This window comes from Actinoplanes sp. CA-051413 (assembly GCF_050955795.1).
Lineage (GTDB): Bacteria > Actinomycetota > Actinomycetes > Mycobacteriales > Micromonosporaceae > Actinoplanes.
Genome location: NZ_CP192100.1, coordinates 5032727 through 5058728, shown reverse-complemented (window position 1 = coordinate 5058728; position 26002 = coordinate 5032727). Strand labels below are relative to the sequence as shown.

At 72.4% G+C, this 26002-nt stretch carries 26 protein-coding genes; 6 read left to right on the top strand and 20 right to left on the bottom strand.

The annotated features are described in order from the left end of the window. Positions 1-15: 15 nt before the first annotated feature. The 6 genes from ACQP2Y_RS23850 to ACQP2Y_RS23825 all read right to left on the bottom strand — a co-directional run bounded on the left by ACQP2Y_RS23850 (position 16) and on the right by ACQP2Y_RS23825 (position 7596). On the bottom strand, positions 16-2055 hold the full coding sequence (locus ACQP2Y_RS23850; RefSeq protein ID WP_433716985.1) for a DUF881 domain-containing protein: 2040 nt from the start codon (positions 2053-2055) through the stop codon (positions 16-18). A gap of 8 nt (positions 2056-2063) precedes the next feature. Further along, positions 2064-2396 carry a small basic family protein gene (locus ACQP2Y_RS23845; RefSeq protein ID WP_360552264.1) on the bottom strand — a complete coding sequence of 111 codons (333 nt, stop codon included), beginning with the start codon at positions 2394-2396 and terminating at the stop codon, positions 2064-2066. After that, positions 2396-3283: a DUF881 domain-containing protein gene (locus ACQP2Y_RS23840; protein ID WP_433716983.1), complete on the bottom strand. Its 888-nt coding sequence runs from the start codon at positions 3281-3283 to the stop codon at positions 2396-2398. Before ACQP2Y_RS23840 ends, ACQP2Y_RS23845 begins: the two co-directional genes overlap by 1 nt. Then, on the bottom strand, positions 3280-3939 hold the full coding sequence (locus ACQP2Y_RS23835) for a CDP-alcohol phosphatidyltransferase family protein (protein WP_433716981.1): 660 nt from the start codon (positions 3937-3939) through the stop codon (positions 3280-3282). Before ACQP2Y_RS23835 ends, ACQP2Y_RS23840 begins: the two co-directional genes overlap by 4 nt. Before the next feature lie 238 nt (positions 3940-4177). Next, the gene (locus ACQP2Y_RS23830; RefSeq protein WP_433716979.1) at positions 4178-6139 is read right to left on the bottom strand and encodes a hypothetical protein; all 1962 of its coding nucleotides are present in this window, start codon (positions 6137-6139) and stop codon (positions 4178-4180) included. 32 nt (positions 6140-6171) lie between these two features. Further along, positions 6172-7596 carry a sigma 54-interacting transcriptional regulator gene (locus ACQP2Y_RS23825; RefSeq protein ID WP_433716977.1) on the bottom strand — a complete coding sequence of 475 codons (1425 nt, stop codon included), beginning with the start codon at positions 7594-7596 and terminating at the stop codon, positions 6172-6174. 112 nt (positions 7597-7708) lie between these two features. Between ACQP2Y_RS23825 and ACQP2Y_RS23820 the strand changes: the two genes are divergently transcribed. Further along, positions 7709-8539: a PhzF family phenazine biosynthesis protein gene (locus tag ACQP2Y_RS23820; RefSeq protein ID WP_433732045.1), complete on the top strand. Its 831-nt coding sequence runs from the start codon at positions 7709-7711 to the stop codon at positions 8537-8539. Positions 8540-8562: 23 nt separating this feature from the next. Then, entirely contained in the window at positions 8563-10197 is a 1635-nt protein-coding gene (locus ACQP2Y_RS23815) for an ABC-F family ATP-binding cassette domain-containing protein (RefSeq protein WP_433716975.1), read from the top strand. Here the strand turns inward: ACQP2Y_RS23815 and ACQP2Y_RS23810 are convergent. After that, positions 10190-11818, bottom strand: coding sequence for a family 10 glycosylhydrolase (locus ACQP2Y_RS23810; protein ID WP_433716973.1), 1629 nt, complete (start codon positions 11816-11818; stop codon positions 10190-10192). The two genes, ACQP2Y_RS23815 and ACQP2Y_RS23810, sit on opposite strands and share 8 nt — an antisense overlap. 32 nt (positions 11819-11850) lie before the next feature. Here ACQP2Y_RS23810 and ACQP2Y_RS23805 point away from each other — a divergent pair, with 32 nt between their 5' ends. After that, positions 11851-12753, top strand: coding sequence for an NAD(P)/FAD-dependent oxidoreductase (locus tag ACQP2Y_RS23805; protein ID WP_433716971.1), 903 nt, complete (start codon positions 11851-11853; stop codon positions 12751-12753). Here ACQP2Y_RS23805 and glgA read toward each other — a convergent pair. The 5 genes from glgA to ACQP2Y_RS23780 all read right to left on the bottom strand — a co-directional run bounded on the left by glgA (position 12735) and on the right by ACQP2Y_RS23780 (position 16903). Next, positions 12735-13958: a glycogen synthase gene (gene glgA / locus ACQP2Y_RS23800; protein ID WP_433716969.1), complete on the bottom strand. Its 1224-nt coding sequence runs from the start codon at positions 13956-13958 to the stop codon at positions 12735-12737. The two genes, ACQP2Y_RS23805 and glgA, sit on opposite strands and share 19 nt — an antisense overlap. 41 nt (positions 13959-13999) lie before the next feature. Further along, positions 14000-14641, bottom strand: coding sequence for a class F sortase (locus tag ACQP2Y_RS23795; RefSeq protein WP_433716967.1), 642 nt, complete (start codon positions 14639-14641; stop codon positions 14000-14002). Continuing rightward, a complete protein-coding gene (locus tag ACQP2Y_RS23790) occupies positions 14638-15294 on the bottom strand; it encodes a DUF4142 domain-containing protein (protein ID WP_433716965.1) in 657 nt (218 codons plus the stop codon). The genes ACQP2Y_RS23795 and ACQP2Y_RS23790 overlap by 4 nt, the downstream gene beginning before the upstream one ends. A gap of 92 nt (positions 15295-15386) precedes the next feature. Continuing rightward, entirely contained in the window at positions 15387-16379 is a 993-nt protein-coding gene (locus ACQP2Y_RS23785; protein ID WP_433716963.1) for a hypothetical protein, read from the bottom strand. Beyond that, a complete protein-coding gene (locus ACQP2Y_RS23780; protein WP_433716961.1) occupies positions 16376-16903 on the bottom strand; it encodes a SigE family RNA polymerase sigma factor in 528 nt (175 codons plus the stop codon). Before ACQP2Y_RS23780 ends, ACQP2Y_RS23785 begins: the two co-directional genes overlap by 4 nt. A gap of 140 nt (positions 16904-17043) precedes the next feature. Between ACQP2Y_RS23780 and glgC the strand changes: the two genes are divergently transcribed. Then, positions 17044-18276, top strand: coding sequence for a glucose-1-phosphate adenylyltransferase (gene glgC / locus ACQP2Y_RS23775; RefSeq protein ID WP_360827557.1), 1233 nt, complete (start codon positions 17044-17046; stop codon positions 18274-18276). Between the two features lie 26 nt (positions 18277-18302). Here glgC and ACQP2Y_RS23770 read toward each other — a convergent pair whose 3' ends face one another. From ACQP2Y_RS23770 to ACQP2Y_RS23750, 5 genes are all read right to left on the bottom strand, one after another. Next, the gene (locus tag ACQP2Y_RS23770) at positions 18303-19328 is read right to left on the bottom strand and encodes an AraC family transcriptional regulator (RefSeq protein ID WP_433716959.1); all 1026 of its coding nucleotides are present in this window, start codon (positions 19326-19328) and stop codon (positions 18303-18305) included. A 36-nt stretch (positions 19329-19364) separates the two neighbouring features. After that, a complete protein-coding gene (locus ACQP2Y_RS23765; protein ID WP_433716957.1) occupies positions 19365-19694 on the bottom strand; it encodes a phospholipase in 330 nt (109 codons plus the stop codon). 8 nt (positions 19695-19702) lie between these two features. Then, a complete protein-coding gene (locus tag ACQP2Y_RS23760) occupies positions 19703-21112 on the bottom strand; it encodes a DUF4331 domain-containing protein (RefSeq protein ID WP_360827548.1) in 1410 nt (469 codons plus the stop codon). A 47-nt stretch (positions 21113-21159) separates the two neighbouring features. Then, complete coding sequence (locus ACQP2Y_RS23755; RefSeq protein ID WP_433716955.1) at positions 21160-21438, bottom strand: hypothetical protein; 279 nt, start codon at positions 21436-21438, stop codon at positions 21160-21162. Positions 21439-21551: 113 nt separating this feature from the next. Continuing rightward, the gene (locus ACQP2Y_RS23750) at positions 21552-21698 is read right to left on the bottom strand and encodes a hypothetical protein (protein ID WP_433716953.1); all 147 of its coding nucleotides are present in this window, start codon (positions 21696-21698) and stop codon (positions 21552-21554) included. An 80-nt stretch (positions 21699-21778) separates the two neighbouring features. On the opposite strand from ACQP2Y_RS23750, the gene ACQP2Y_RS23745 reads away from it, so the two are divergent. Continuing rightward, positions 21779-22249: a DUF732 domain-containing protein gene (locus ACQP2Y_RS23745; protein ID WP_433716951.1), complete on the top strand. Its 471-nt coding sequence runs from the start codon at positions 21779-21781 to the stop codon at positions 22247-22249. Between the two features lie 7 nt (positions 22250-22256). Here the strand turns inward: ACQP2Y_RS23745 and ACQP2Y_RS23740 are convergent, their stop codons facing one another. Continuing rightward, positions 22257-23054 (bottom strand): SAM-dependent methyltransferase, encoded by a 798-nt coding sequence (locus ACQP2Y_RS23740; protein WP_433716949.1) that lies wholly within the window; start codon positions 23052-23054, stop codon positions 22257-22259. Between the two features lie 188 nt (positions 23055-23242). On the opposite strand from ACQP2Y_RS23740, the gene ACQP2Y_RS23735 reads away from it, so the two are divergent. Beyond that, a complete protein-coding gene (locus ACQP2Y_RS23735) occupies positions 23243-23533 on the top strand; it encodes a peptidoglycan-binding protein (RefSeq protein ID WP_433716947.1) in 291 nt (96 codons plus the stop codon). Position 23534: 1 nt separating this feature from the next. Here the strand turns inward: ACQP2Y_RS23735 and ACQP2Y_RS23730 are convergent, their stop codons facing one another. Further along, positions 23535-25388 (bottom strand): hypothetical protein, encoded by a 1854-nt coding sequence (locus ACQP2Y_RS23730; RefSeq protein WP_433716945.1) that lies wholly within the window; start codon positions 25386-25388, stop codon positions 23535-23537. Next, positions 25385-25990: a hypothetical protein gene (locus ACQP2Y_RS23725; RefSeq protein WP_433716943.1), complete on the bottom strand. Its 606-nt coding sequence runs from the start codon at positions 25988-25990 to the stop codon at positions 25385-25387. Before ACQP2Y_RS23725 ends, ACQP2Y_RS23730 begins: the two co-directional genes overlap by 4 nt. Between the last annotated feature and the right edge of the window lie 12 nt (positions 25991-26002).

Here is a 26002-nt window from a genome sequence, read left to right as displayed (position 1 = left end):
GACAAGCGCGCCCGCTCACGAGACCGGACGCGCGTACTGCAGGCTGGTGGGCTGACGCACCGCGGTCACCTCGACCGCCGTGCGTTGCTCCATGGTCACGTTACCGCCGGCCTGGCTCACCGAAGCGACCACCCCACCGGGGATCTGCAACGCCGTCTGCATCGTCGACGGCACGCCGATCACCCACAGCGTGTACGGGCCGCTGAGCTGCTTGCCGTCGACGATCACCTGACCGCCGTCACCATCGACAAAATAGGACGAGGCCACGATCCGTACGGCGACACCGTTGTCGCCGATGATCTCCATCACCTCACCGCCGGCGCCGCGCAACTCCTGCACGGCGTTCAGAATGGCGGAAGCCTTGATCGGCTGGCCCTTGGGGTCGATGGAAATCTTCAAACCGGGCCCGCGCGCGGGCAGCGTGCCGGAGAGCAGCCCGAGCTCGTCGGCCCGCTTCCCGGCCTCGGCGAGCGCGGCCTGCCGCCCGGCGACCCCGGAGGTCAGCTGCCGCTGACTCTCCTCCAGGCCGTTGATCTCCTGCTGCAGGCGCTGATCGCGCGCCTCGAGGTCACTGAGGATGCCGACCAGGTCCTCCTGGCGCGCGGTGGCCAGGCCGGCGTCCTGGTCGTTGCTGCGTAGCTGCACGGCCAGGGTGAAGCCGAGCAGAGCGAGCAACAACCAGATCAGCGCGCCGGCCGACGACAGCCGCCGCCCGGCAGAGGGCTTCTCCTTATCCGGTACGGCGGGAGCGCCTGTCACCGGTTCGGGTGAGTCCTCCGGCGTGGCGTCCGGCGAATTCTGGTCGTCGGCGGCTGCCGCGGCGCGGGCCATGCTTTCCTGCCACCGCCCGGGCGTGTCGCGCTCGGCGCTCTTGGTCGCCGACACGCTTCCGCCGGGGAGATCGGGTGCGTCGTTGTGTCCGGACGCGTCATCAGCAGGCCACGACGGGCGGTCCGACCACCGGTCCGGATCGGCCGGGGAGCTCTGCCGCCGCTCCCGCGTTTCCATAGCCGGGTCTCGGGAGGCGTCGGCGGTCGGCTCGCGGCCTTCGTCGCCGTCGGCGGCCTCCGCACCCCAGGATTGCCCATCCTGGGGTGCCGGCAGCGCGTCGTCGGTGTCGGGCCAGCTCTCGTCGTGCCGGGTGGGCGGTGGTCCGGCGTGATCGGTCCAGGCCTGGTCATCGCCTTGCCCACCTGCGGCGTTGACCCACGACGCGTCATCGTGATCTGCCGGCGGCTCATCGACGGCATGGGGTTGGGACCGGTCGCCGTCCTCCGTGGACGGCCCGGCGGACGAATCGGGCCAGGACGGGTTGCCCTGGGAAGTCGTGGCGTCGTCGGTGACCGGGGTCGCTCGCGGCGTCCTGGTCGTCCCCGGCGCGAAGAACGGCGGTTGCAGCCGCATGGTGGACCCGCCGTCGAACGACCGCCTCCGCGCCGGCTCGCCGTCAGCCGGGCCCGCATCCAGGGACTTCGGCTCGACCTGCACCGTCGGCTCGTCGTCGACCGCCGCGGGCGGCGGCGTCAGCAGGGTCGTGGCCTCGTCATCGGGCCGGACCGGCCGGGACACCACAGTGCTCTCGTCGCCAGCCGCAGCGACGCTGTCAGCCGGCGCGCTTCCGAGCTTTTCCGGCGGCCCGTCCGAGTCCGCGGCGGGCGGCGGCAGCATCGCCTTGGAGAGGCGAACCGTCGGACCGTCAGCGGACAAGGGCACGTGCGGGTCCGCCGTCGCGTAGGGATGCGGAGCATTCTCCACGTCCGGCGCAGTCGCCTCGGCCGCCGGCTGCCTACCGGCAGCAGGCATCCCCGGATCTCCGAGAGCCGCCGGCCGGCCGGCGCCACGCCGCTCACCAGCCTCCCGCTCAGCCGCGGCACCGCCGAACGAAGACCGGTCGCCCTGCGCAGTCGCGGACGGGGGTCGGTCGCCGCTCACCGGGTCACCCGCGGGCCGGCCGGGCCGCGGGGCCGCGGGCTCCGGCCGCTCGCCGGAGGCGGGCTCGGTCGCGGGCCGGTCGGGCCGGTCATCACGCCGGTCGGGCTGCTGGTCGTCGGTCATCGCCGCCCCTATGCCCGGAAGAGGTGCCGGCGGATCGCGGCCACGTTGCCGAAGATCCGGACGCCGAGCACCACCACGACGCCGATCGAGAGCTGGCCGCCTACGCCCAGCTGGTCGCCCAGGTAGACGATGATGCCCGCGACCAGCACGTTCGAGATGAAGGAGACCACGAACTGCTTGTCGTCGAAGATCCCGTCGAGTTTCGCGCGCACGCCGCCGAACACCGCGTCCAGCGCGGCCACGACCGCGATGGGCAGGTACGGCTGCAGTGCGATCGGCACCGTCGGATGGAACACGATGCCGAGCACGACGCCGGCGATCAGGGCGAGTACGGCGATCATCAGCCGCCTTTCGACTGTTTGCTGGACGGGGTCGGGACACTGGACGGCGGTACAGACGGCGAGGCCTGCCGCAGGTTCGGCTCGGTGGCCGCGTCCAGGGTGACGTCGCTGAGCTCGGCCACGTCGTACGAGATGCCGAACTTGGTGTTGAGCGCGCGGAAGAAGCGTCCCGCCGGGCCGTCGCCGAACTTGCCGGCCAGGTTGTCCGGCCCGATCGCGATCACCTGGTACGGCGTGGTCACCGGCCGGAAGTCGACCAGGATCGCCTCGCCCGCCTGCCGGATCGTGGAGGTGGCGGTGAGGCGCTGGCCGTTCACCGCGACGGCTTCCGCACCGGCGGCCCACAGCGCGTTCGTCGCCACCTGCAGGTCTGTGTCGCGGACCCGGGCCTCGCTCTTGCGTTCACCGGTCAGCGGGTCGACCGGCATCGGGCCGTCGCCGACGGTGACCCGGGCGCCGGGGCCGCGTACGGGGGCCAGCCCGGTCTCGGCCTCGAGGTCACGCAGCCGGGCCACAGCCGCCCCGCCGAGCTGTTTCTCGCGCAGCTCGGCGACCTCGGCGCGGAGCCGGTCGGCGCGGGCCTGCAGTTCGGCGGTGTCGGTGCGGCGGCTCTGCACCTGGTCGACGAGGGTGTCGCGGGCCTGGCTGCGGGCCGGTTCGGCGGCGGTTGTCTCCTGGTAGGCCACGACCAGCAGGAAGCCGAGCCCCACCAGGGTCAGGGCGCTGACCGCGCTGACGATCCGTTTCGGGGTGCCGGTGCGGCCTTCCCCGCGGGCCTTGCGGGCGGCCGCGTCGGCGTAGCCGGGGTCGAGGGGGTTCTGGAACAGCTCGGTCAGGAAGTCCGGGGCGAACCGGCGCTGGCCGTCGCCGCCGTCGGGCGAGGTCATCCGGCGACTGCTCCGCTCCGGGCCTGTTCGGCCCGGTCGGCGCGCAGCAGCGCGCGGGTCTGGGCCAGGTAGAGCACGGCGGCGGCCCAGTACAGGCCGAGCGCCCACCAGGCCAGGCCCCAGCCGATCGGCGCGACGACCGCGTGGATCGACGGTACGGCCTCGGCGAGCAGCAGCAGCGGGAGCGCACCGAGCAGCACGAACGTGCCGGTCTTGCCGACGTAGTGGACCGGCGGCGGCCCGTACCCGTGGCGGCGCAGCACCAGCAGCGCGACGGCCAGCACGGCCTCGCGCAGCAGCAGGGCCGCGGTCAGCCACCAGGGCACGACCTCGCGCACGGTGAAGCCGATCAGGGTGGCCAGGATGTAGAGCCGGTCGGCGAACGGGTCGAGCAGTTCGCCGAGGCGGCTGACCGAGTTCATCCGGCGGGCCACGTAGCCGTCGACCCAGTCGGTGGTGCCGCCCAGGGTCAGCACGATCACCGCGGCGACGTCGTGCTGGGGGCCGAGCAGCAGGTAGAGGAAGAGCGGCACGCCGAGCAGCCGGATGAAGCTGATGACGTTGGGAATCGTCCAGATCCGGTCGGAGGCGGTGATCGGCGGGGTGCGTCCAGGCGCCGGGGAGCCGGGCGTCACCTGCGCAGGCTGCTGCGACATCGCGCCCCCTCTCCCCCTGCCGGCCGCGGGACCCCACCCGCGGACGTCGTGCGCCGCCTCGGTGGGATCGTCCGCTGCCGACCCCCCGGTCGGCACGCCGGACACGCCGGGCCGGTCACTCGCGAGCCACTATAACCAGCCCCGTCGTTGTCCCGGTTCACCCCGGGCCGGACCGTGCGCGGGCCGTTGTGCGGGACACACCCCCTAAACCGTCCTAGGAAGGATGGTCCCGCACTTCTCAGCGTTTGCCGCGGCGGCTGCGCACGTAGTCGTCGACCACGTAGCGGCCCAGCTCCGAGACGTCCGGGCTGAAGACCCGGCCACCGCTGCGCTTGGCCACCGCGTCGACGAAGCGGCGCAGGCCCGGGTCCTCACCCAGCATGAAGAGGTTCAGCGTGGCGCCGTAGCGGGTGAGCAGGTCCACCTCGCGTACGGTCAGCTGCACCGTCTCCGGCAGCGTCGGCCAGTTGAAGTACGCCTGGCCGTCGTCCTCCAGGTGGGCCGTCGGCTCACCGTCGGTCACCACCAGCACCACGGGCTCGGCGCCCGGGTGCCGGCGCAGATGCCGGCCGGCCAGTTTGAGCGCGTGCTGCAGGTTGGTGCCCTGCACCATGTCCGGCTCGATCGCCGCCAGCTCGCCCTGCGACAGGCTCATCGCATACCGGCCGAAGCCGATGATCTGCAGCGAGTCCTGCGGGAACTGCGTCGCGACCAGGTGCGACAGGGCCAGCGCGGTCTGCTTCATCGGGCCCCAGCGGCCGTCGGCGAACATCGAGTACGACAGGTCGACGCACAGAGCGACCACCGCCGACGCCCGACGCTCGGTCTCGGCGACCTCGAAGTCCTCCGGCTCCAGGCGCACCGGCAGCGTGCCCACTCCCCCGCCGGCGCGGCGGCGGACCGCGTTGCCGATGGTGCGGACCACGTCGAGCGGCTGCTCGTCACCGAACTGCCAGCGCCGCGACGACCCGATCAGGTCCCCGGCCGCGCCCGCGTCCCGCAGGTCGTGCGAGCCGCGCTTCTTGCTGGACAGGTCGGAGAAGACCTGCGCCAGCGCGGTGCGGCCGAGCCGGCGCAGCGCCTTGGGTGACAGGGTGAGGCCGTCCTCGTCGCGGGTGACCCAGCCCTGGCGGCGCAGCTCACGTTCGAGCTCGCGCAGCCGGCGCACGTCGTCGGCGGCACTGCGGCCGAGCTGGCGCTCGACCGCCTCGACGTCGACGTCGTCCAGCGTCGCCCCGGGATGCTCCTGGCCGAGCTGCTCCAGCAGGTCGTCGAGCTCACCCAGCTCGCCCAGCGCCGCGGTGGCGTCGCCGTAGCCGAGGTCCTCGTTGCCGCGCATCCGCTCGCCGCGGTTCCAGTTCAGCTCCGGCCGCAGGGCGCGCAGATTGTCGGTCAGCTCGCCCACCTGACCGCGCAGCGGCCCGTCGCCGAGCGCCTGGTCCATGAGCTGGGCCAGCTCCTCGCGCTGCTGCGGGCTCAGCGAGCGCATCAGCCGCTCGGCCGCCGCCGCCCGGCGGGCCAGGGAGTCGACGAGCTCGTCGATGGTCGAGGGGTTCTCCGGGAAGAACTCGCCGTGCTTGGCCATGAACTGCTGGAACGCGTCGTCGGTGTCCTCGCCGCGGGCGTGCTTGCCGAGCAGGTCGTTGAGATCGCCGACCATCTCGGCGACCCGGGCGTCGGTGGCCGGGTCGCGGCCCTGCAACGCGTCCTTCATGCCGGCGAAGCGCTGCTCGACCACCTCGCGCCGCAGACCGTCGAGGATCTGCTGGTACGTCGCCCGGGCCTCGTCACTGGCCCAGTCGTAGTCGGACAGCTCCTGCACAGCCTGGGCCGTGGAGCGCGGCAGGTTGTCGAGCACTGCCTCCTGGAAGCGGGCGTCGTCGCCCTCCCGCCCGCGCAGCTCGTCGCGTTCGGCGGCGACGGCCTGGTCGAGCAGCTGCTGAGCCCGCGTGACAGCGCCGTCGAGGTTGCCCCGCCGCAACGCCTCGCGCCGCATCCGCCGGGCCCGGGCCTCCAGGTCGTCGAGGCCCCGGCCGTCGCGGGGACCACGGCGCAGCAGATCACGCAGGGCGTCACGCAGATTGTCGCCGCCGAGCACCCGCTCGCCGACCTCGTCCACGGCCGCCCGCACGTCGTACGGCGGCGCGAGCGGGTCAGGCCCGTCCCGCCACACGCCGTACCGGAAACGGTTACCGGCCATGGCCGGGCCCGTTCTCGGGGAAGAGGCTCATGTCAGCTCCCGTACAGGGTGCGGCCGTCGTCGGTCAGCTCCTTGGCCAGCCGGCGGGTGAGGTGCAGCCCTTCCAGGACGAACTCGACGCCGGACGCCGCCTGCCCAGGGCTGGGCGCGTCACCCAGGCCGAGCCGGTCGAGGACCTTGGCCAGGCCCGGCACGGTGCCGATCTGGCCCAGCAGCTCGTCGGCCGAGACCAGGTCACCGGTCTCGATGATGGCGCCCTCGGCGACCAGGTCGGTGAAGCCGGACAGGTCGAGGCCGGCCAGCCGGGCCCGGAACGTCTCGGCGGTGGCCAGGCGCAGCAGGTGGGCGAGGATCTCGGTCTCGCGTCCCTCTTCGCCGCTCTCGAACTCGACCTTGCCCCGCAGGGTGCTGGTCACCGAGACGGTGTCGCAGATCCGGGCGACGGCCTCCCGCTCGTTCTTGAGCCCGGCCCGGCGCAGCGCGGACGCGGCGACGGTCTCGGCCGCGGCGATGGCGAAGCGGGCCGAGATGCCGGAGCGGGAGTCGACGGCCGGCGAGTCGCGGACCGCGCGGGTGTAGCGGGCCAGCACGTCGATGAGGTGGTCCGGCACCGCTGCCGCCAGGGCCGCCTCCTGCCGGATCAGCGCCGTCTCCAGCTCGATCTCGAGCGGATAGTGGGTGCGGATCTCGGCGCCGAAGCGGTCCTTGAGCGGGGTGATGATCCGGCCCCGGTTGGTGTAGTCCTCGGGGTTGGCCGAGGCCACCAGCAGCAGGTCCAGCGGCAGGCGCAGCTGGTAGCCGCGGACCTGGATGTCGCGCTCCTCGAGCACGTTGAGCAGCGACACCTGGATGCGTTCGGCGAGGTCGGGCAGCTCGTTGACGGCGAAGATGCCCCGGTTGGTCCGCGGCACCAGGCCGAAGTGAATCGTGTCGGGGTCGCCCAGGGCCCGGCCCTCGGCCACCTTGATCGGGTCGACGTCGCCGATCAGGTCGCCGACGCTGGTGTCCGGGGTGGCGAGCTTCTCGCCGTACCGCTCGGAGCGGTGCAGCCAGGAGATCGGCAGCAGGTCGCCGGTCTCGGCGGCCAGCCGCCGGGTGGCCGGAACGAGCGGCTGGTACGGGTGTTCGCGCAGCTCGGAGCCCGTGATGAAGGGCGTCCACTCGTCGAGCAGGTCGACGAGCCCGCGGATGAGCCGGGTCTTGCCCTGGCCCCGCTCGCCGAGCAGCACCATGTCGTGGCCGGCGAGCAGCGCCCGCTCGACCTCGGGCAGCACGGTGTCGTCGTAGCCGACGATGCCGGGGAAGCGTGGCGCGCCGCGGCGCAGCCGGTCCAGCAGGTTGTCGCGCAGCTCCTCTTTGACCGTGCGGAACTCGTGGCCGGAGGCGCGGAGCTCGCCCAGTGTGCGGGGAAGATCGGTCGGAGGTGTGGGGACGAGCTGTGTGGAAGCTTCAGTCACTTCGGAAACGCTACTCCGGACCTGTGACAAGTGACCAAGACCGCGGCCAGGCCCGCCGAATTGGCTCTGGCCGCGGCGGGCCAGAGGACGGGACGCTGAGGGCATGAGCGACATCGACATTCTCAGGTACGCCGCGTTCAGCGCGGACCCCGCGGGCGGCAACCCGGCCGGCGTGGTCCTGGCGGCGGGCACCCTGTCCGACGCCGAGATGCTGGCGATCGCGGCGGAGGTCGGCTATTCGGAGACCGCCTTCCTCACCGAGGACCGGGGCTCCGGGGTGTACCGGGTGCGCTACTTCAGCCCGCTGGCCGAGGTGCCCTTCTGCGGGCACGCGACCGTGGGCACGGCGGTCGCGCTGGCCGACCGGCACGGACCGGGCACCTACGTGTTCGTCACCAACGTCGGCGAGGTGCCGGTGGTCGTCGACGACCAGCGGCGGGCCACCCTGACCAGCGTCGGCGCCCGGGTGGCCGGGCTGGCCCCCGAGGACCTGTCCGCCCTGCTGGCCGCGCTGCGCTGGGACGCGGGCGACCTCGACCCCGCCCTGCCGCCCCGGGTCGCGTACGCCGGCGCGTACCACCCGGTGATCGCGGCCGCGACCCGGCAGCGGCTCGCCGAGCTGGACTACGACGTGCCGGTCCTCAAAGCGCTGATGGAGGCCAGGGGCTGGACCACCGTGCAGCTCGTGTGGCGCGCGGCCGAGGACCGGTTCGACGTGCGCGACCCGTTCCCGGTCGGCGGCGTCTACGAGGACCCGGCCACCGGCGCCGCCGCGGCCGCGTTCGGCGGGTACCTGCGCGACGAGTGGCTGGTGCCCGGCGACGCGGTGGTGCAGCTGTCGCAGGGTGACGACCTCGGGCGCCCGGGCCGGCTCACCGTGACGCTGACGCCCGGCGAGGACGGCGTACGGGTCAGCGGCACGGCGGTGCCCATCCCGGGGTAGCGCGCCGATAGAGTCGGGTCCCGATGAGCGCCACGATGATCGTCAAGGACCTCGCCGCGGGGCACGGCGACCGCACCCTGTTCAGCTCCCTCGACCTGGTGGTCGCCCCCGGGGACGTGATCGGGCTGGTCGGCGTCAACGGGGCCGGCAAGACCACGCTGCTGCGTACCCTGGCCGGGCTCCTGCCGGTCGAGGCCGGCGCGGTGTCACTGAGCCCGCCCACCGCGAACGTCGGCTATCTGCCGCAGGAGCGGGAGCGGCGCGCCGGCGAGACCGTGCGGGACTTCCTGGCCCGGCGCACCGGCGTCGGGCCGGCCCAGCTCGCCATGGACGCCGCCGCCGAGGCCCTGGCCGAGGGCGCGCCCGGCGCCGACGAGACCTACGCGACCGCGCTGGAGCGCTGGCTCGACCTGGGCGGCGCCGACCTGGACGAACGGGCCGCGGCCGTCGCCGCGGAGCTGGGGCTGGGCGTCGCGCTGGAGCATCCGATGACCGCGCTCTCCGGCGGCCAGGCGGCCCGGGCCGGGATGGCGTCGCTGCTGCTCAGCCGGTACGACGTGTTCCTGCTCGACGAGCCGACCAACGACCTCGACCTGGCCGGGCTGGCCCGGCTGGAGGAGTTCGTCACCTCGCTGCGCGCCGGCACGCTGCTGGTCAGCCACGACCGCGAGTTCCTCACCCGCACGGTCACCGCGGTGCTGGAGCTGGACCTGGCCCAGCAACAGGTCCGCCGGTACGGCGGCGGGTACGGCGCCTACCTGGAGGAACGCGAACGGGCCCGGCGGCACGCGCGCGAGGACTACGACGAGTTCGCCGACAAGAAGGGCGCGCTGCAGGAGCGGGCGCAGATGCAGCGCGGCTGGATGGAGCACGGCGTGCGCAACGCGCGCCGTAAGGCCAAGGACAACGACAAGATCGGCCGCAACGTGCGCGCCGAGTCGACCGAGAAGCAGGCCGCGAAGGCCCGGCAGACCCAGCGCATGATCGAGCGGCTGGAGGTCGTGGAGGAGCCGCGCAAGGAGTGGGAGCTGCGGATGGAGATCGCCGCCGCCCCCCGCGCCGGGGCGGTCGTGGCGACCCTGCGCGACGCCGTCGTGCGCCGCGGCGACTTCGTCCTGGGCCCGGTGACCCTGCAGATCGACTGGGCCGACCGGGTGGCCATCACCGGGGCCAACGGGGCCGGGAAGTCGACGCTGCTCGCCGCCATGCTCGGCCGGCTGCCGCTGGAGGCCGGCTCGGCGGCGCTGGGGCCGGGCGTGGTCGTCGGCGAGGTGGACCAGGCCCGCGGGTTGTTCCTCGGTGACGAGCCGCTGATGGCGGCCTTCGGCGCGGCCGTGCCGGAGATGCCCGACGCCGAGGTCCGCACGCTGCTGGCCAAGTTCGGCCTGCGGGCGGCGCACGTGCTGCGCCCGGCGGACACTCTGTCACCCGGGGAACGGACCCGGGCGGCGCTGGCGTTGTTGCAGGCCCGCGGGGTGAACCTGCTGGTGCTGGACGAGCCGACCAACCATCTCGACCTGGCCGCGATCGAGCAGCTGGAGGCCGCACTGGCCGGCTATCCGGGCACGCTGCTGCTGGTCACCCACGACCGCCGGATGCTCGAAGCGGTGCACACCACCCGCACGTTCCAGGTCGCGGACGGCACAGTCACTAGTTGACGCCGCGCGGGTCGCTGATCGGGCTCTCGTTGCCGGACCGGTCCAGGCCGCTGAGGCAGTACCGCGCGGCGGCCGGCGGCGGGGTCGGGTCCTGGACCTTGGTGCCGCTGCGGCCGGTGGCGACCAGCTTCGCGGCTGCGCCGTCGACCCGGTAGAGCGCCCAGCTCGCCGGCTCGGCACCGGAGCCCGCCTGCCAGTCGAGCTCCACCGGGCCGGCGGCGGTACGGCGGGCGCCGACGAGCCGGGGCGCGCCGGGTGGCTGAGCGGGCAGCTGCGCCATCGTGGGCAGCAGGGCCGGGGCGGCGTAGTGGTTCTTGCGGTAGCGGGTGACCGAGCCCAGCCGGTCCTCGCGGATCTGCTTCGCGCTGAAGTGCACGCTGCCCAGCACGCCGTACTTGTCGTTGAGGGTGAGCTGGCGGTCGATCTGGTCCGGCTGGCGCCACGGGCCCTTCTCGCCGACGCGGTAGTCGCCCTGCCCGATGTAGAGCTGCACCCGGGTGCCCTTGACCAGCTCCGACCACCAGGGCAGGGCCTTGGTGTAGTCGGCCTTGTCGAAGCCGATCGCCCAGTACAGCTGCGGCACGATGTAGTCCACCCAGCCCTCGCGGACCCACTTGCGGGTGTCGGCGTAGATGGCGTCGTAGCTCTGCAGCCCGTGGGTGTCCGAGCCGGTCTTGTCGGTCTCCTGGTTGCGCCAGATGCCGAACGGGCTGATGCCGAACTTGACCCAGGGCTTGAGCTGCTTGATCCGCTGGTTCATCTCGCGGACCAGGGTGTCGACGTTGGCCCGGCGCCAGTCCCCGCGGCTCTGCGACTTGTCGGCGCGACGGGCGAAGCTGGCGTCGTCCTTGAACTCGTTGCCACCACCCTCGGGGTACGGGTAGAAGAAGTCGTCGAAGTGCACGCCGTCCACGTCGTACTTCTGGACGGCCTCCAGCATCGCGTCCTCGACGAACTTGCGGGCCGCCAGGATGCCCGGGTCGAAGTACAGCCGCGCGTTCTTGCCGTCGGGGTAGGAGATCGCCCAGTCGCGGTGCTTGATCAGGGGATGGTTCGGCGCCAGCTTCTTGAAGTCGGCGCCGGGCCCGGACGGGGCCGGCTGGGTCCCGCGGTACGGGTTGAACCAGGCGTGGAACTCGAGGTTGCGGGCGTGCGCCTCGCTGATCATGAACTCCATCGGGTCCCAGCCGGGCGACCGGCCGTCCCGCTTGCCGGTCAGCCACTCCGACCAGGGCGCGTACGCCGACTCCCAGAACGCGTCGCCGCTGGGCCGGACGTGCACGAAGATCGCGTTGTGCCGCATCGACACGGCCAGGTCCAGCCAGGCGCGGTACTCGGCCTGCACCTTCTCCTTGCTCAGACCGGGCCGGCTGGGCCAGTCGATGTTCATCACCGTGGTCAGCCACATGCCGCGCAGCTCCCGGGTGGCGCTGACCGGCACGCCCGCGCACCGGCCCGGGGTGCCGGCGGCCGGACCCACCTGGGCCGCGCCCGGCGGCCCCTGTTTGCCGGCGCCGGGCGGGTCGTAGGTGGCCGCCCGGAGCAGCCCGATGCCGAGGACCGACACCGCCAGAATTGCGGCGGCGACGATCAGAACGAGCCGGACGGGGGGACGGCGCATCGGACCAGTGTGCCTGGTCCTACCCTCGATCCATGAACGTGGTCGTGGTGGGTGCGGGAATCGCCGGGCTGGCCTGTGCAAGGGAGCTGGTCGCGGGCGGTGCTGCCGTCCGGGTGCACGAGCGCGGCCGGGTCGTCGGCGGACGGCTGGCCAGCAAGCGCCTGAACGGCCGGTACGCCGATCTTGGCGCAGCCTATTTCGTGGCTGACGACCCGGATTTCGCCGCTCTGGCCGAGTCGTGGCGCGCGCGGGGACTGGCCCGGCCCTGGACCGACACGCTGGCGGTGTTCCCCGGCGAGCCGACGACCGGGCCGATGCGCTGGGCGGCGCCGGGCGGGCTGCGCTCGCTGGCCGCCGATCTGGCCGACGGGCTGGACGTCACGCTGAGCAGTGAGCTGAGTGAGCTGCCGGACGACGCCGACGCCGTGGTGCTGGCCATGCCGGGACCGCAGGCGCTGCGCCTGGACCCGCCGGCGGCCGTGGCGGAGGCGGCCCGGGCGCAGGTGTGGGAGCCGGTGCTGGCGGCCGTCTGCACGTACGAGAAGCGGTCCTGGCCCGAGCTGCACGGCGCGTTCGTCAACGACCACCCGGTGCTGGCCACGATCTTCGACGACGGTGACCGGCGCGGCGACGCCGCGCCGGTGCTGGTGGCCCACTCGACGCCCGCCTTCGCCCGGCTCCGGCTGGCCGACCCGGGCGCCGCGGCCGGGGAACTGGCCGCGGCGGTCAACGACGTGCTGGGTCTGACCGACCAGCCAGAGGTCCACGTGCACCGCTGGACCTATGCCCAGCCCGGAGCAGGCAAGCCGTCGTTCGCCACCGACGGGCGGGTGTGGCTGGCCGGTGACGCCTTCGGCAAGCCGCGGGTGCAGACGGCCTGGCTCTCCGGACGGGCCGTGGCCCGGGCGATCCTGGCTCAGAGCACCGAGCGGTAGACCTCCAGGGTGTCCACGGCGATCCGGGACCAGCTGAAGTGCTCCACCGCGCGGCGGCGCCCGGCCAGGCCCATCTCGGCGGCCCGGGCCGGGTCCTTGATCAGCTTGGTCATCGCGGCGGCCAGGTCGGCGATGAAGCGTTCCGGGTCGACCGGGGTGCCGGTGCCGTCGGTGACCTGCTCGATCGGCACCAGCAGGCCGGTCTCGCCGTCGGCCACGACCTCCGGGATGCCGCCGGTGGCGGTGGCGACCACGGCCGTCTCGCAGGCCATCGCCTCCAGGTTGACGATGCCCATGGGCTCGTAGACCGACGGGCAGACGAAGACCGTCGCGTGCGTGAGCACCTGGACGACCTCGTGCTTGGGCAGCATCTCCTGCACCCAGATCACCCCGGCCGCGTCCCGGGCGTTGCGCAGCTGGATCGCCAGGCCCTCGACCTCGGCGGCGATCTCCGGGGTGTCCGGCGCGCCGGCCAGCAGCACGATCTGGGTCTCCGGCGGCAGGTCGTGACAGGCCCGCATCAGGTACGGCAGGCCCTTCTGCCGGGTGATCCGGCCGACGAAGACCACGCTCGGGCGGTTCAGGTCGATGCCGAGCCGCTCGATGACGTCGGTGCCGCGGTTCGGGGCGTACTGCTCGGTGTCGATGCCGTTGTAGACCACCCGGATCTTGTCCGGGTCGACACTCGGGTACGCGGTGAGCACGTCCCGCTTCATGCCCCCGGAGACGGCGATGATCGCGTCGGCGCCCTCGATGGCGGTCCGCTCGCAGAACGAGGAGAGCGCGTAACCGCCGCCGAGCTGCTCGGCCTTCCACGGGCGCAGCGGCTCCAGGCTGTGCGTGGTGACCACGTGCGGGACGCCGTACAGCAGTTTGGCGGTGTGGCCGGCGAAGTTCGCGTACCAGGTGTGGCTGTGCACGATGTCGGTGCCTTCGCAACCCGCGGCCATCTCCAGGTCGACACCCATGGTGCGCAGCGCGGCGTTGGCCCCGGCCAGCTCGGCGGGCTCCGGGTACGCCGTCACGCCCGGCTCGTCGCGGGTGGCACCGAAGCAGTGCACCCGGACGTCGGTGAGCGGGCGCAGGTCACGGGCCAGGTATTCCACGTGCACCCCGGCGCCGCCGTACACCTCCGGCGGATACTCCCGGGTGAGCAGGTCGACGCGCAGATCCCTACCGCTGGAGGTCGAACGTGAGTCGGTCACGTGTCGCAGAATAGTCTCATCCCGGCCGGCTGGCCCGGTTGTCACATCGGGGTGGCGTAGACGACGACATTGTGGTCGTAGGTGCCGTCGCGGAACGCTCCCCCACAGGTGACCAGGGCCAGTTGCGGGCTGGTGTCCCGGCGGAACAAAGCCTTCGGCAGCCGGCTCTTGGCGTAGCTGCGCCGGGCCGTCACCCGGTACGCGATGCTGCGGTCGCCGGCGCGGACCTCGATCCGGGACCCGACCGCCAGCTTCTCCAGGCGGTAGAGCGCACCCTGGCCGTCCTCCGCCGTGTCGACGTGACCGGCGATCAGAACGGTGCCACGCCGCTCGCCGGGGAGCACCGAGCCGATCCACCAGCCGAGCCGGTCCGGGTCGTCCGGCACGTCGAGCGCCCCGTCGCGGGTGACCCCGACCGGATCGACCGGGGCCCCGACGTCCAGCCGGTCGATGGTCACCTTCGTCGGCGTCCACAGGGCGGGAGTCGGCGTCCACAGGGCGGGAGCCGGCGCCCTCGTGGCGGTCGCCGTCGTCGGTGCCGACACGACGACCGGCGGGGGCAGCACGCCCGCGTCGGCCGGGGCCGAGGGCGGGCGCAGCACCAGGACGACGCCGACGGCCAGCGCGCCCAGGCCGGCCACCAGGGTGGCCCAGCCCGCGGCGCGCCGGCCGTGGCGGCTCATCGCGTGGCGGCCGGGGAACGACGCCGCAGCAGCACCAGGGCCGCCGCGACCAGCAGCAGGCCCAGAGCGCCGAAGCCGAGCGCCGCGGGGGCGTTCGACGCGGCGGCCTGCCCACCGGTGCCCGTGCCGATGCTGCTCGGCACGCCGAGGTCGCTCGCGGCGTCCTCCAGCAGGCCGTGATGCGCGGCGACCACGGGCGCGGAGCTCTGCGCCACCTTCTTGGCCTGTGCGTCACTGCCCTTGGCGATTTCCTGCTCGCCGAGACGCATCGCCTTCATGTGCGCGTCCATCTGGGTGGGGATCCACAGCGCGTCGAAGTCGCTGCCGGATGCCGCCTGGTAGCGCTGTGCCAGCGCCCGCTGCTCCGCGTTCGGCGCGTCGGGCAGGTCGACCCCGAGCGCCTCGGCGGTGTCCTGCAGCGTCGCGTCGAGCTTGGTGTGGTCCGCCACCCAGCGGGCCCCGAGGTCCTTCACCTGCTCGCTGGCCGCCTTCTGCTGAGCCAGCTTGCCGGTGGCGATCTCGGCCAGGTTGGACTGGTGGGCGGCCCGCAGGAACGCGGTGTCCTGGTCGGACGGCGCCGCCGCCGCGGCGGTCGCCGGCAGGAGCAGGAGGGCGGCCACCCCGGCCACCGCTGCCGCACGTCGGATGAACATGATCATCGATCCCTTCGTCGTGGTGACGGGGCGACTACCCGGCCGCCGGGCCACTATGCGAAGAATCGACGCGGAAATCGACGCAACTTGTCTCACTCGGGCACGGTGACGCCCTCCGCGAAGCGAATCAGCTGGTCACGGGTGAGAGGGACGTCCTCCTGCTCGACGGTGATCGACAGCAGACGCCGCGCGTCGAGCCGCACGTGGAGCGCGTCCGGGCCCTGATCGGAGGTCTCGAGGGTGGCCTGCCGCCCCCCGACGGTGAGCCGCTCGTCCTCCGGCGCCGGCTCGATCCGCGCGGAGAGGGGGTCCAGCTGCAGGCAGATCCCGCGGCCGCTCTCGCCGTCGGTGAGCGCCGGTGGCGGCGCCAGGCACAGGTTGTCCTTGGCGATCACCTGCGCGACCAGCCCCGGCGGCGCCGTGGCGACGGTGAACGGCAGCGGCGTGGGCGCCATGGCCTGCGGGCGCAGGCCGCCGGCGAACCGCAGTACCTCGGCCTCGGTGTTGCGGCTGCCGCTGCCGAGCTGGGCCCATCGCCCGTCGGCCAACTGCCAGCGCACCCCCACGTACCGGTCGCCCGGACGGTCGCCGACGTAGACCTCCGGGTCCAGCGTCCGGATCAGCGCCGGGCGGCCGTTCACGGTGGTCGGCCGGTCGTCGCCCTCGACCCACCAGTCCCCCGGCTCCGGCCCCACCGACAGCTCCAGGGCCCGATCAGGTGAGTCGTCGTAGGTGAGCAGCACGTTCGGTCCCACCCGGCCGATCCGGGCGGTGCCCGCACCCGGCGGCGTCCAGCCGGGCGTCAAGGGAAAGACGGGCAGGTCGAACCGGGGTCGCTGCCAACCGGCCGCCGCCGAATCGGCCGGCGCCGGACCCGGCGGGGCGGGCGCGGGCGACCGGCCACCGGCGATCGCAACCGGTACGGCCACCACGGCCACCAGCACCGCCGCCGCCCCCAGCACCGCCGCCCTCCGCCGGTCGGCCCGCCGGACTCCCCCGCGCACCGCGTCGAGCAGGTCCGGCGCCGGCGCCGGCTCGTCGGCGCGCTCGCGCAGGGTCGCCCGCAGGTCGTCTTCGAGCATCATCGCGAACCTCCGGAAAGGGTGGTGGACGGGGCCGGGCTCAGGTCGGCGCGCAGCCGCGCGAGCCCCCGGGCGGCGTGCACCCGTACGGTCGACGCGGCGCAGCGCAGCACCTCGGCGATCTGCCGGTCGTCGAGGTCCTCGTAGTAGCGCAGCACCAGCACGGCCCGCTGGGCGCGGGTCAGCCGGTCGAGCCGGGCCCACAGGTCGTCACGCGCGGCGTGCTGGTCGGCGAAGTCGGGCACCGAGCGCCCCGGCGCCGCGGTGGTCTCCGGACCGGTCTCCCGCCGGCCCGGCCGTTCCCCGCTGGAGCGCCGCCGCAGCCAGGACACGTGCGACCGCACCAGCGCCGTACGCAGGTAGCCGTCCGGATCGTCCGCCTCGATCCGCGACCACCGCCGGTACGCCTTGATCAGCACCTCCTGCACGAGGTCCTCACCCAGGTGCCGGTCCCCGCAGAGCAGATAGGCGAACCGGCGTAACGCGTCTCCCCGTGCTCTGACGTACTCCTCGAAACCATGGCGCACTGCCTCGCTCCCCCGCTGCGGTCGTGATGTCTGCCTCCAGGACGCCGTGGCGGCGCGGTTCTGCTTACCGGAAACCGTAAAATCCCGGGAATCGCCGCTTCGACTGGCGCTGGAGCACCGGGAAAGTTAGCGTCACGGGCATGGCTGTCAAGGTGCTCGCGATCGTTCTGGCAGGTGGCGAAGGCAAGCGCCTGATGCCCCTCACCGCGGACCGGGCCAAGCCCGGTGTGCCCTTCGGCGGCATATACCGCATGATCGATTTTGTCCTGTCCAACCTCGCCAACGGCGGGTTCCTCAAGATCGTGGTGTTGACCCAGTACAAGTCGCACTCGCTCGACCGGCACATCACCAAGACCTGGCGGATGTCGACGCTGCTGGGCAACTACGTGACCCCGGTGCCGGCGCAGCAGCGGCTGGGCCCGCGCTGGTTCGCCGGCTCGGCGGACGCGATCTACCAGAGCCTCAACCTGATCAACGACGAGAATCCCGACTACGTCATCGTCTTCGGCGCGGACCACATCTACCGCATGGACCCCAAGCAGATGGTCGACGACCACATCGCCTCGGGCGCGGCCGTGACCGTCGCCGGGATCCGCCAGCCCAAGTCGATGTCCGACCAGTTCGGCGTCATCGACGTGGGTGAGGACGGCAAGAAGATCCGGGCCTTCCGGGAGAAGCCGGTCGACGTCGAGGGCCTGCCGGACGCCCCGGACGAGATCTACGCGTCGATGGGCAACTACGTCTTCACCACCCGGGCGCTGTGCGAGGCGGTCACCGCCGACGCCCAGGACCCGGACAGCAAGCACGACATGGGCGGCAACATCATCCCCATGCTGGTGGAGCGGGGCGAGGCCAACGTCTACGACTTCCGCGACAACGACGTGCCGGGCAGCACCGAACGCGACCGCGGCTACTGGCGCGACGTGGGCACGCTCGACTCGTTCTACGACGCGCACCTGGATCTGATCGCGACGCTGCCGGTCTTCAACCTCTACAACATGGACTGGCCGATCTTCACCAACTACGGCTCCTGGCCGCCGGCGAAGTTCGTGCACGGCTACGACGACCGGCAGGGCCGGGCCGTCGACTCGATGATCTCGCCCGGTGTGGTCGTCTCCGGTTCCCTGGTCGAGCGCTCGGTGGTCTCCCCCAACGTCCGGGTGAACTCCTGGGCGCACGTGGAGGGCTCGGTGCTGATGGAGGGCGTGCAGGTGGGCCGGCGCGCCGTGGTCCGCAACGCGATCATCGACAAGAACGTGCTGATCCCGGAGGACGCCCAGATCGGCGTCGACCTGGAGCGCGACCGCAAGCGCTACACGGTCTCCGACAGCGGCATCGTCGTCATCGGCAAGGGCCAGCGCATCGAGCCGTAGCAGTCGCCACCGCGACCGTCTCTGCGTCAGAGGCGGTCGCGCAGCGTCTGGCTCGGCGAGACGCCGTAACGCTCACGGTAGGCGCCCGCGAAGCGGCCCAGATGGGTGAAGCCCCAGCGGGTCGCCACCTCGCTCACGCTGACCTGGCCCGGGCCGGCGCGGGTGAGTTCCGCGTGCACGCCCTCCAGCCGCAGCCGGCGCAGGTAGGTCAGCGGGGGCACGCCGACGTGCTGGCGGAAGGACTCCTGCAGCACCCGGATGCCGACGCCCGCGATGCCGGCCAGCTCGGCCGCCGTGAAGGAACGGCCCGGCTCGGCGTGCATCGCGTCCAGGGTCCGTTTCACCGTCCGGGGCCGCCGGGCGGTCGGCTGACCCGCCAGGCCCTCCGAGAACGGGTGCTCGACCGCCTGGGCCAGCCCGCTGATCGCCAGCTCACGCCACCGGCGCAGCAGCTGCGGCAGCAGGTTCAGACCGTCCGTCTGACGGGTCTCGGCCAGCAACAGCCGGACCAGCGCCAGCCAGCTGCGGCCCGGCCCGCCCGCGAGGCCGAAGGTCGCCCCCAGCGGCAGCGGTGAGCCGACCTTGCGGTCCAGGGTCGCGTCGAGCTCACGTTCCAGGGCCAGCCGGTCCACCTTGAAGCTGATCAGCCGGCAGTCGGCCGACCAGCGCAGCGAGATGTCCCCGACCGGGCGGAACACCGCGGCCTGGCTGGGGTCGGCCGTGGTCGCCGCCCCCCGGTGCAGCACCTGCACCGCACCGGTCAGCGGGGCCAGCACGTGGTACGCCGTCTCCAGGTTGCCGCTCTCGAGGCACATCTCGACGCCGTAGCTGATCTCGCCGATGGTGATCGGCCCGATCTGCGCCACCTCGCCGGAGAAGGTCACCTCGTCCGCGCTGCCGGCCGGTTTGATCTCCAGCGGACCGTAGTACATCCGCCGGCAGAACGAGCTCGCCTGTTCCACATCGGTCGTCCGGAGGCTGGCGGAAACCGCCACGTCCCCGTCCGGAGTGCCCGTACCGGGCTCCGGACCGGCCGCCCCTGCCGTGTCCATCCGCTCACCCTAGACCGACAGAGGCGTCACCGCGCGTCACACTTTGGCGGGTACCGGCCACTCGTACTCGGTGACCGAGCCGCTGCGCACGTCGACCTCGGCCAACGGGGTGACCGCGTCGCGCCAGACGACGTAGCGGCCCTCGGCCAGGTTGTCGATGACGACGCTGAACAGCACGCCGTCGCGCACGTACCGGGCGCGGACCGCGGCGTGGGTACGCGTCGCCGCGTCCCCCATCGGGCTCACCTCGATCTCGTGGCCGTGCAGGCTGCCCGGGGTGTGGATGACCAGCGCACCGATGCCCGCCCCGATGTTGAGGACCACGGTGCCCTGCCCGGACGGGTCGAGGGTGTGGTGATGGTGCACGCCCGCGCTCACTTGTCCGCCGGCTCGGGGTTGTTGAAGCCGTCGAACGGCACCCCGAGGTACGGGAACTTCTTGAGCAGCTTGGAGCTGGCGTCCTTGGCCGACAGACCCTGCTCGACCAGCGCGGCCGCGGCGTCCGGCTTGAACTTCTCGTCCACCAGCGGCACGGTGACGCCGGCGATGGCCCGCAGCGAGATCGACACGACGTCGTCGGCGACGCGGCGCCCGTTCGGGAAGCCGGCCAGGTCACCACCGAGGATGCCGAACGCGTTCGGGTCCTCCTTGGTCGGCGGGACGGCCGTGTTCAGCCGCAGCATGTCGGCCTGCACGTCACCGGTGTTGTTCTGGAAGTCGTCGATCAGCCCGTCCGGGATGCCGGTGAGCAGGATCGCCACCAGGTCGGCCCGGGCGGTCTTGGCCTTGTTGAGCTCGGCCAGGTTGTCGAACAGGCCCGGGTAGAGCACCGGCAGCAGCGCACCGAGCTCCGGCTGCTCGACGAACTCGGCGAAGCGCTTGTCCTCGCTCGGCGGCAGGCTGTTCCACAGATCCTTCTGCGCCATCGGCACGATGACCTCGTTGAACAGCGGGTTGCCGAGCCGCGACACCTGGACCTGCGGGCCCACGTACACGTCGTCGTTGTCCTTCTTGCCGTGCCGGACCTGCACCTGGCGGCGGCTCGCCGAGGTCCAGACGCCGATGACGGCGCCCGGGTCGCGGCCGCGGACCTTCTTCTTGCCGTCCTTGCGCACGTAGTGCAGCGGCAGCTGGATGGCGATGCTGTGCACGTTCATCTTGTCGGTGGCGTTGACGGCCTTGCCGGCGTAGTTGAACAGCTTCTGCCCGACCAGGTGCTTGTCCTGGAACGGCCGCAGCGTGCCGAGGTCGAAGATCGCGCCCAGGTCGACGAAGAACGGGTCGGCACGCTGGCCGGCGAATACCTTCTCGCCGGTCTTCAGCTTGTGCACCGCGTCCTCGGCGAGCTTGTCGTAGTCCGGGATGGACAGCGGGCCGACGTTGCACGGCGGGCAGGGCAGCTTCTCGGCCAGCACCGTGTGCTTGCCGTGCGCGTCCACCTTGGTGACCGAGTAGAACTGCCGGCGGTTCCAGTTCTCGCTGTCGAGCGACTCGATCGGCCCGGTGTTGTACAGGAACGTCCGGTCGTTGCGCAGTTCGGTCCGGAACCGGAACTGGTACGTCAGATCCGGGCGGCCGTCACCGTTGGAGTCGACGTGGATCTCGTACAGCACGTCGTCGCCGAACTCGAAGAAGTTCGGGCCACTGGCCGGCAGCTGCAACGGCACGTAGTTGGCGATCAGCGTCACGGTGTCCGGGTGGTCCGGGCTCACGAACGCGTACAGGTCGGCGCTGTCGGCGACCGGGTCCTTGCTGATCTCCGGCGCTTCACGGTGCGATGACATGGAGGACTTCCTTACTCAGGAATCGGGGGGCTGGGTGAGGAAGCGATTCAGGCGCGCTTGACGGCCTTGAGCAGCTTCTCGGCGAGGTCCTTGTCGGTCAGCGTGACCTTGGAGCCGCCGGAGAACACGTCGAACGTGCCCTTCTTCGCGTCGCGCAGGGAAATCACCAGCGGCTCGCTGTCGCTCGATCCGGCCTTCTCACCGGCGAGGCTGAGCCCGGCCACGCTGGCGCCGGCGGCGCCGACTCCCACCGTGGCGGCGATGGCAAGAACCCGACGGCGCGACAGGCGGTTAACCGCCCGCGTGCCGTAGTGGACACGACTCATGCTCGGCCTTTCGTCAAACGCTGCGGCGGTCTCCCGCCGTCGCGCGAATCGGGGTTATTGCCCGGGACTTACGTCGTCGACGTCCATCAGTACGAAGCCACCACCGCAGTGGTTCAAAGCAATTTCCCAGCAAAGGTTTCCTTCAGGTTGCCGTTGCCACGGAATCGATGAATGCGCAGCTCAACGGGGGAAAGGCCGTTTACCGGGAGCGTTTCCGGAGCGATCGGAATCGGCCACTCACCGTTTCTCCGCGACTGCATGGGGTGATCTTGGGACGGTGACCCGTGAGGATCTGGGTCGTTGAGGATCTGGCGTGCACGAACACGGACGAGCGGGGTGGATGATGGCGAGACGATGGCTGGTCGCGGCGGTGCTGCTGCTCACGCTGGGCGGGTGCGGAGACGAACCGGAGGCCGAGCCGGCGACCGTACCCGTGCCGGTGACGACCCGTGAGGCGCCCGTACCGGCGTCGCCGAGCGTGATCGCCAGCCGGGTCGCCGTCGCGGTCTCCCCGGCCCGGACGACGCCGCGGACGACGCCGAAGGCTGTCGGGCGGGACCGGGCCGACCCGGCGGAGTTCGTCGCCGTGGTGCAGCGCACGATGCCCGGCCTGGCCGTGGACCGCCGGGATGAGGAGATCGCCGCGCTCGCCCAGCAGGCGTGCGCGGCGCTGGCCGCCGGCCGGGCCGCCGCCGCCGTGGTGACCGAGGTCCGGACCTTCGGCACCGATCGGGCCGGCGCCCGGCAGCTGATCAAGCTGGCGGTCGGCACCGTGTGCCCGGAGCAGGATCGCCGGGCCGGGGAATTCTGACCGGCTGTCAGGGCTTGCGGGCCACTCCGCAGTACTGGTTGACGTCGATGTCGGGGTCACCGGGCCCGGGCCGCCAGCGCGAGCACGACACGACGCCGGGCTCGAGCAGCTCCAGGCCGTCGAAGAAGCGGGTGATCTCCGCCGAGCTGCGATAGACGATCTTGGGTGTGCCGTGCTCGTTCCAGAACGACACGATGCTGTCCGCGGCTTCCCGGTTGATGTCGTTGCAGCCGTGCGCGATCGCCAGATAGCTGCCCGAGGGCAGGGCGTCGACGAGGCAAGCCACCACAGCGCGGGCCGCGTCGTCGTCGAGGATGAAGTGCAGGATGCCCAGCAGGGTGACGGCCACCGGCCGGGAGAAGTCGAGGGTCCGCCCGGCCGCCGCGATGATGGCCTCCGGGTCGTTGAGGTCGGCCTCGATGTATTCGGTGGCGCCCGCGGAGGTGCTGGTCAGCAGAGCGCGGGCGTGCACGAGCACCAGCGGGTCGTTGTCGACGTAGACGATCCGGGCGTCCGGCGCGATCGACTGGGCCACCTGGTGGGTGTTGTCCGCGGTGGGCAGGCCGGTGCCGATGTCCAGGATCTGCCTGACGCCCTGCTCCCCGACGAGGTGACGCACCATCCGGCCCAGGAAGGCCCGGTCGGCCACCGCCAGGTCGATGATCGAGGGCAGCTGCCGGGCGATCTCGTCCCCCGCGGCCCGGTCGGACGCGAAGTTGTCCTTCCCACCGAGCCAGTAGTTCCACAGCCGGGCCGAGTGCGGCACGTTCGTGTTGATCCGGGCGTCCCCGGCCGGTTCCGGCATGACGGTGGCTCCCTGTCCGGTGTGGGGGTGGGCGCACATCTTTGCACCATTCCTGCAATAACTACAGCCCGGCGCGGGTCAGCCGAAAGTCGCAGCCGATGCACAGCAGGTCGCGCCCCTGGTCCGATGCCACGCACAGGTTGACTGCGGATGCTGGGAAGTGCCCGTCACCCACCCAGGAGGTCATCATGTCGGCACGCGGAATGCTCGGTCTGGTCGGCACCGCCGTCGGTGGACTGATCGGCTGGGGCGAGGAGGTCCCGGCCGCGGACCCGGCGGCCCTGCGCGGCCTGTTCGCCGACCTCGGCCTGGCCGTCGGGCGCACCGAGGAGGACCTGACCACCGCCGTCCGCGGCTTCCAGGCCCGGGTCGGCCTGGCGGCGGACGGCGTCGCCGGTCCCCGTACGGTGCACCTGCTGGCCCGTTACGCCAAGGAAGCCCGCGAGCTGCACCGCTTCGAACGCGCCGCAGCCGCCTGACTCACTCCGGCTTTCCCAGCGCCCGCAACGCGTCCAGCCCCGGCAGCAGGAAGTACTCCCCGCCCCGGCACGTCACCAGCGGCCGCGGCACGTCGACGTACGCCGGTGGCGAGCCCTGCAGCAGGATCCGGGCGCCCGGTCCGCCGGCCGTGGTGAAGATGTCCTCCTCGCGGCCGCGCCCGAAGGCGTTGCCGTCGGCCATCCACTCGGTCTGCACGAACTCGAACTGCCGGCCCGGATCGGCGACCACGGCCAGGAAGAGCAGCCCCCGTTCGGCGCCGTCGTCCTCCGCGCCGGGCGGCAGGTACGGCCCGTACGGGATGCCCCGGCGCAGCATCAGGTGCCGGCGGGTGAGCTTGCTGCCCCCGGGCAACGCCCCGCGCGGGTTGGCCCGCCGTACGTGGGCCGCGGCCGGGCACGGCGCCAGCAGCTCACCGTCGCGGCGGCGCCCGACGAGCCCGGCGGCGACGTCGTCGGCTCCCCCTTCGAACCCTGCGGCGGCGGCCCCGGTCATCTCCCGGAACGCCGGCACGTCCTGCTCCAGCTTGCGGTAGACCAGGTAGCTGCCGTTGCGGCTCAGACCCGGCGGCAGGAACCGCCCGGCCACGTCACCGTCCACATCGGGCATGCCCAGCACGAACTCGCCGGGCGGCAGCACCTCGCCGGGGGCGTCGGGGCGGCCGTAACCGGCCACCCGGGGCTGGGAGATGCCGTCGGCGAAGCCGAAGTGCTCGACGAACGTACGGCCGTCGCCGCGGGGATCGGACAGCCGCCCACCGCGCTGCTCGCCGACGACCCGCAGTCCTTCGCTGTCGGCGATGCCGGCCCGCAGCCGGTCGAGCCACGGGTCGAGCTCAGCGGAGTCGGTCGCGGTCAGCAGCAGCACGACGTCGACCGCGCCCGGCTCGGTGAAGGGCTCCTGCCAGGGCCCGGCGCCCCGGCCGGGCGACAGCACGTCCTCCCGGGCGTGCATGCCCTCGCGGAACTCCTCGGGGAAGTCGTCCAGCTCGGCGGCGGGCACCCCGAGGCGCTTCAGGCCGGTGTGGCTGATACCCAGGTGCAGGGCCTGGGCGGGCCGGTCACCCACCTCGGCGGCCGAGGTGACCTCCGGTGCGACGGTACGCATCCAGCGCCGCGCCTGCGGCCCGGAGGTGATCCGGAGGAACAGGTGAGCGGCCACACTGTGGTCGGCGAAGCCGCGCAGCACGATGCCCTGGATGTCGGGCAGCTCCAGCGGCGCCACCGGACCCGGCTCGGGGACGCGGTCCTCGTCCAGGTCGACGGCGATCCGGAAGCGGCTGCGCAGCATGCCGTCGGCGTTGCCCGGCGCGGTCGCGGCGAACGCGGCCACCTTGCGGCGCAGACGCAGCGCGTCGGTGAGCTGCGCGACCGAACCCTCCGGGCTGCCGGAGAACGTGTACTCGGCGCGCACACTGCGCTCGGTGAAGAACGCGACGAAGGGCGCCTCCCGGTCGTGGCCGGGATAGCCGGTGCAGTCGCCCCAGACGGCGTCGGCGTCCGGGCCGAGCAGCCGCAGCCGCCGGAAGAAATCGGCCGGGTCGCCGTCGACGGTCGCGGTCATCATCAGGTACGGGTGCGGCAGATCGTCCGGGCGCGGCGGCCGGCCGCCGTGCGCGAGCAGGTCGAGCAGCCGCGCCTTGCGGCTCATCCCTTCCGGCCGTCGCTGGGGCACCGCGTGCTCGAGCACGACGAGGCGGGCGAAGTGGACGCCGGCCACCGTGGCGAACGGGCTGCGCTCGAAGGAACGGATCCGCTCACGCAGCCCGGCGGCGCGACCGTCGGCGATGCGCGCGAACACGGTCACCGACCGGGTGCCGGTCTTGGTGCGGCTCATGACTGCGCCTCCCAGCTGTAGAGGTCACCCTGGACCTCGTCGACGAACCGCTGCCAGGCCTCGCCGAACTCGGCCGGGTCGGCGGTGCCCAGATGCCGGTCGTACGCCTCCCGTACGCGCAGCGCGGATGCGATCTCGGTCACCCCGGCGTCCGGGTAGGCGGCGTAGTAGTGGTCGACGTCGAGATCGTTCGCCCGGATGTAGCGCCGGAACGGCTCCGGCGGCAGCGCCCCGGGAAAGCCGAAGGACCAGCCCCAGATGAGCGCCATCCGGGCCGGGATCTCCAGCGAGAAGGCGTCGATGTACTTGCCCCAGGCGCCGTTGAAGTCGCTGCGGAACAGCAGGTACGCGTACCGGGAGCGGCGGCTCTGGCCGGGGAAGCGGGGCAGCACCGACCAGTGCGCGAAGTGGATGAACGACATCCGCTTGAGGTCCTCGGGCGCGCCGAGCAGGTGCCGCAGGAACAGGAAGCCCCGCAGCAGCGGCACCCAGCGCCGGGGCATCGGGGTGAGCACGGTCAGCGGGGTGCCGCGACCGGCCAACGAGGACAGATAGGAGCCGTCCCGCGACTCCTCGCCCGGTGGATCCGTTGTCTCGATCATGGTGATGATCCT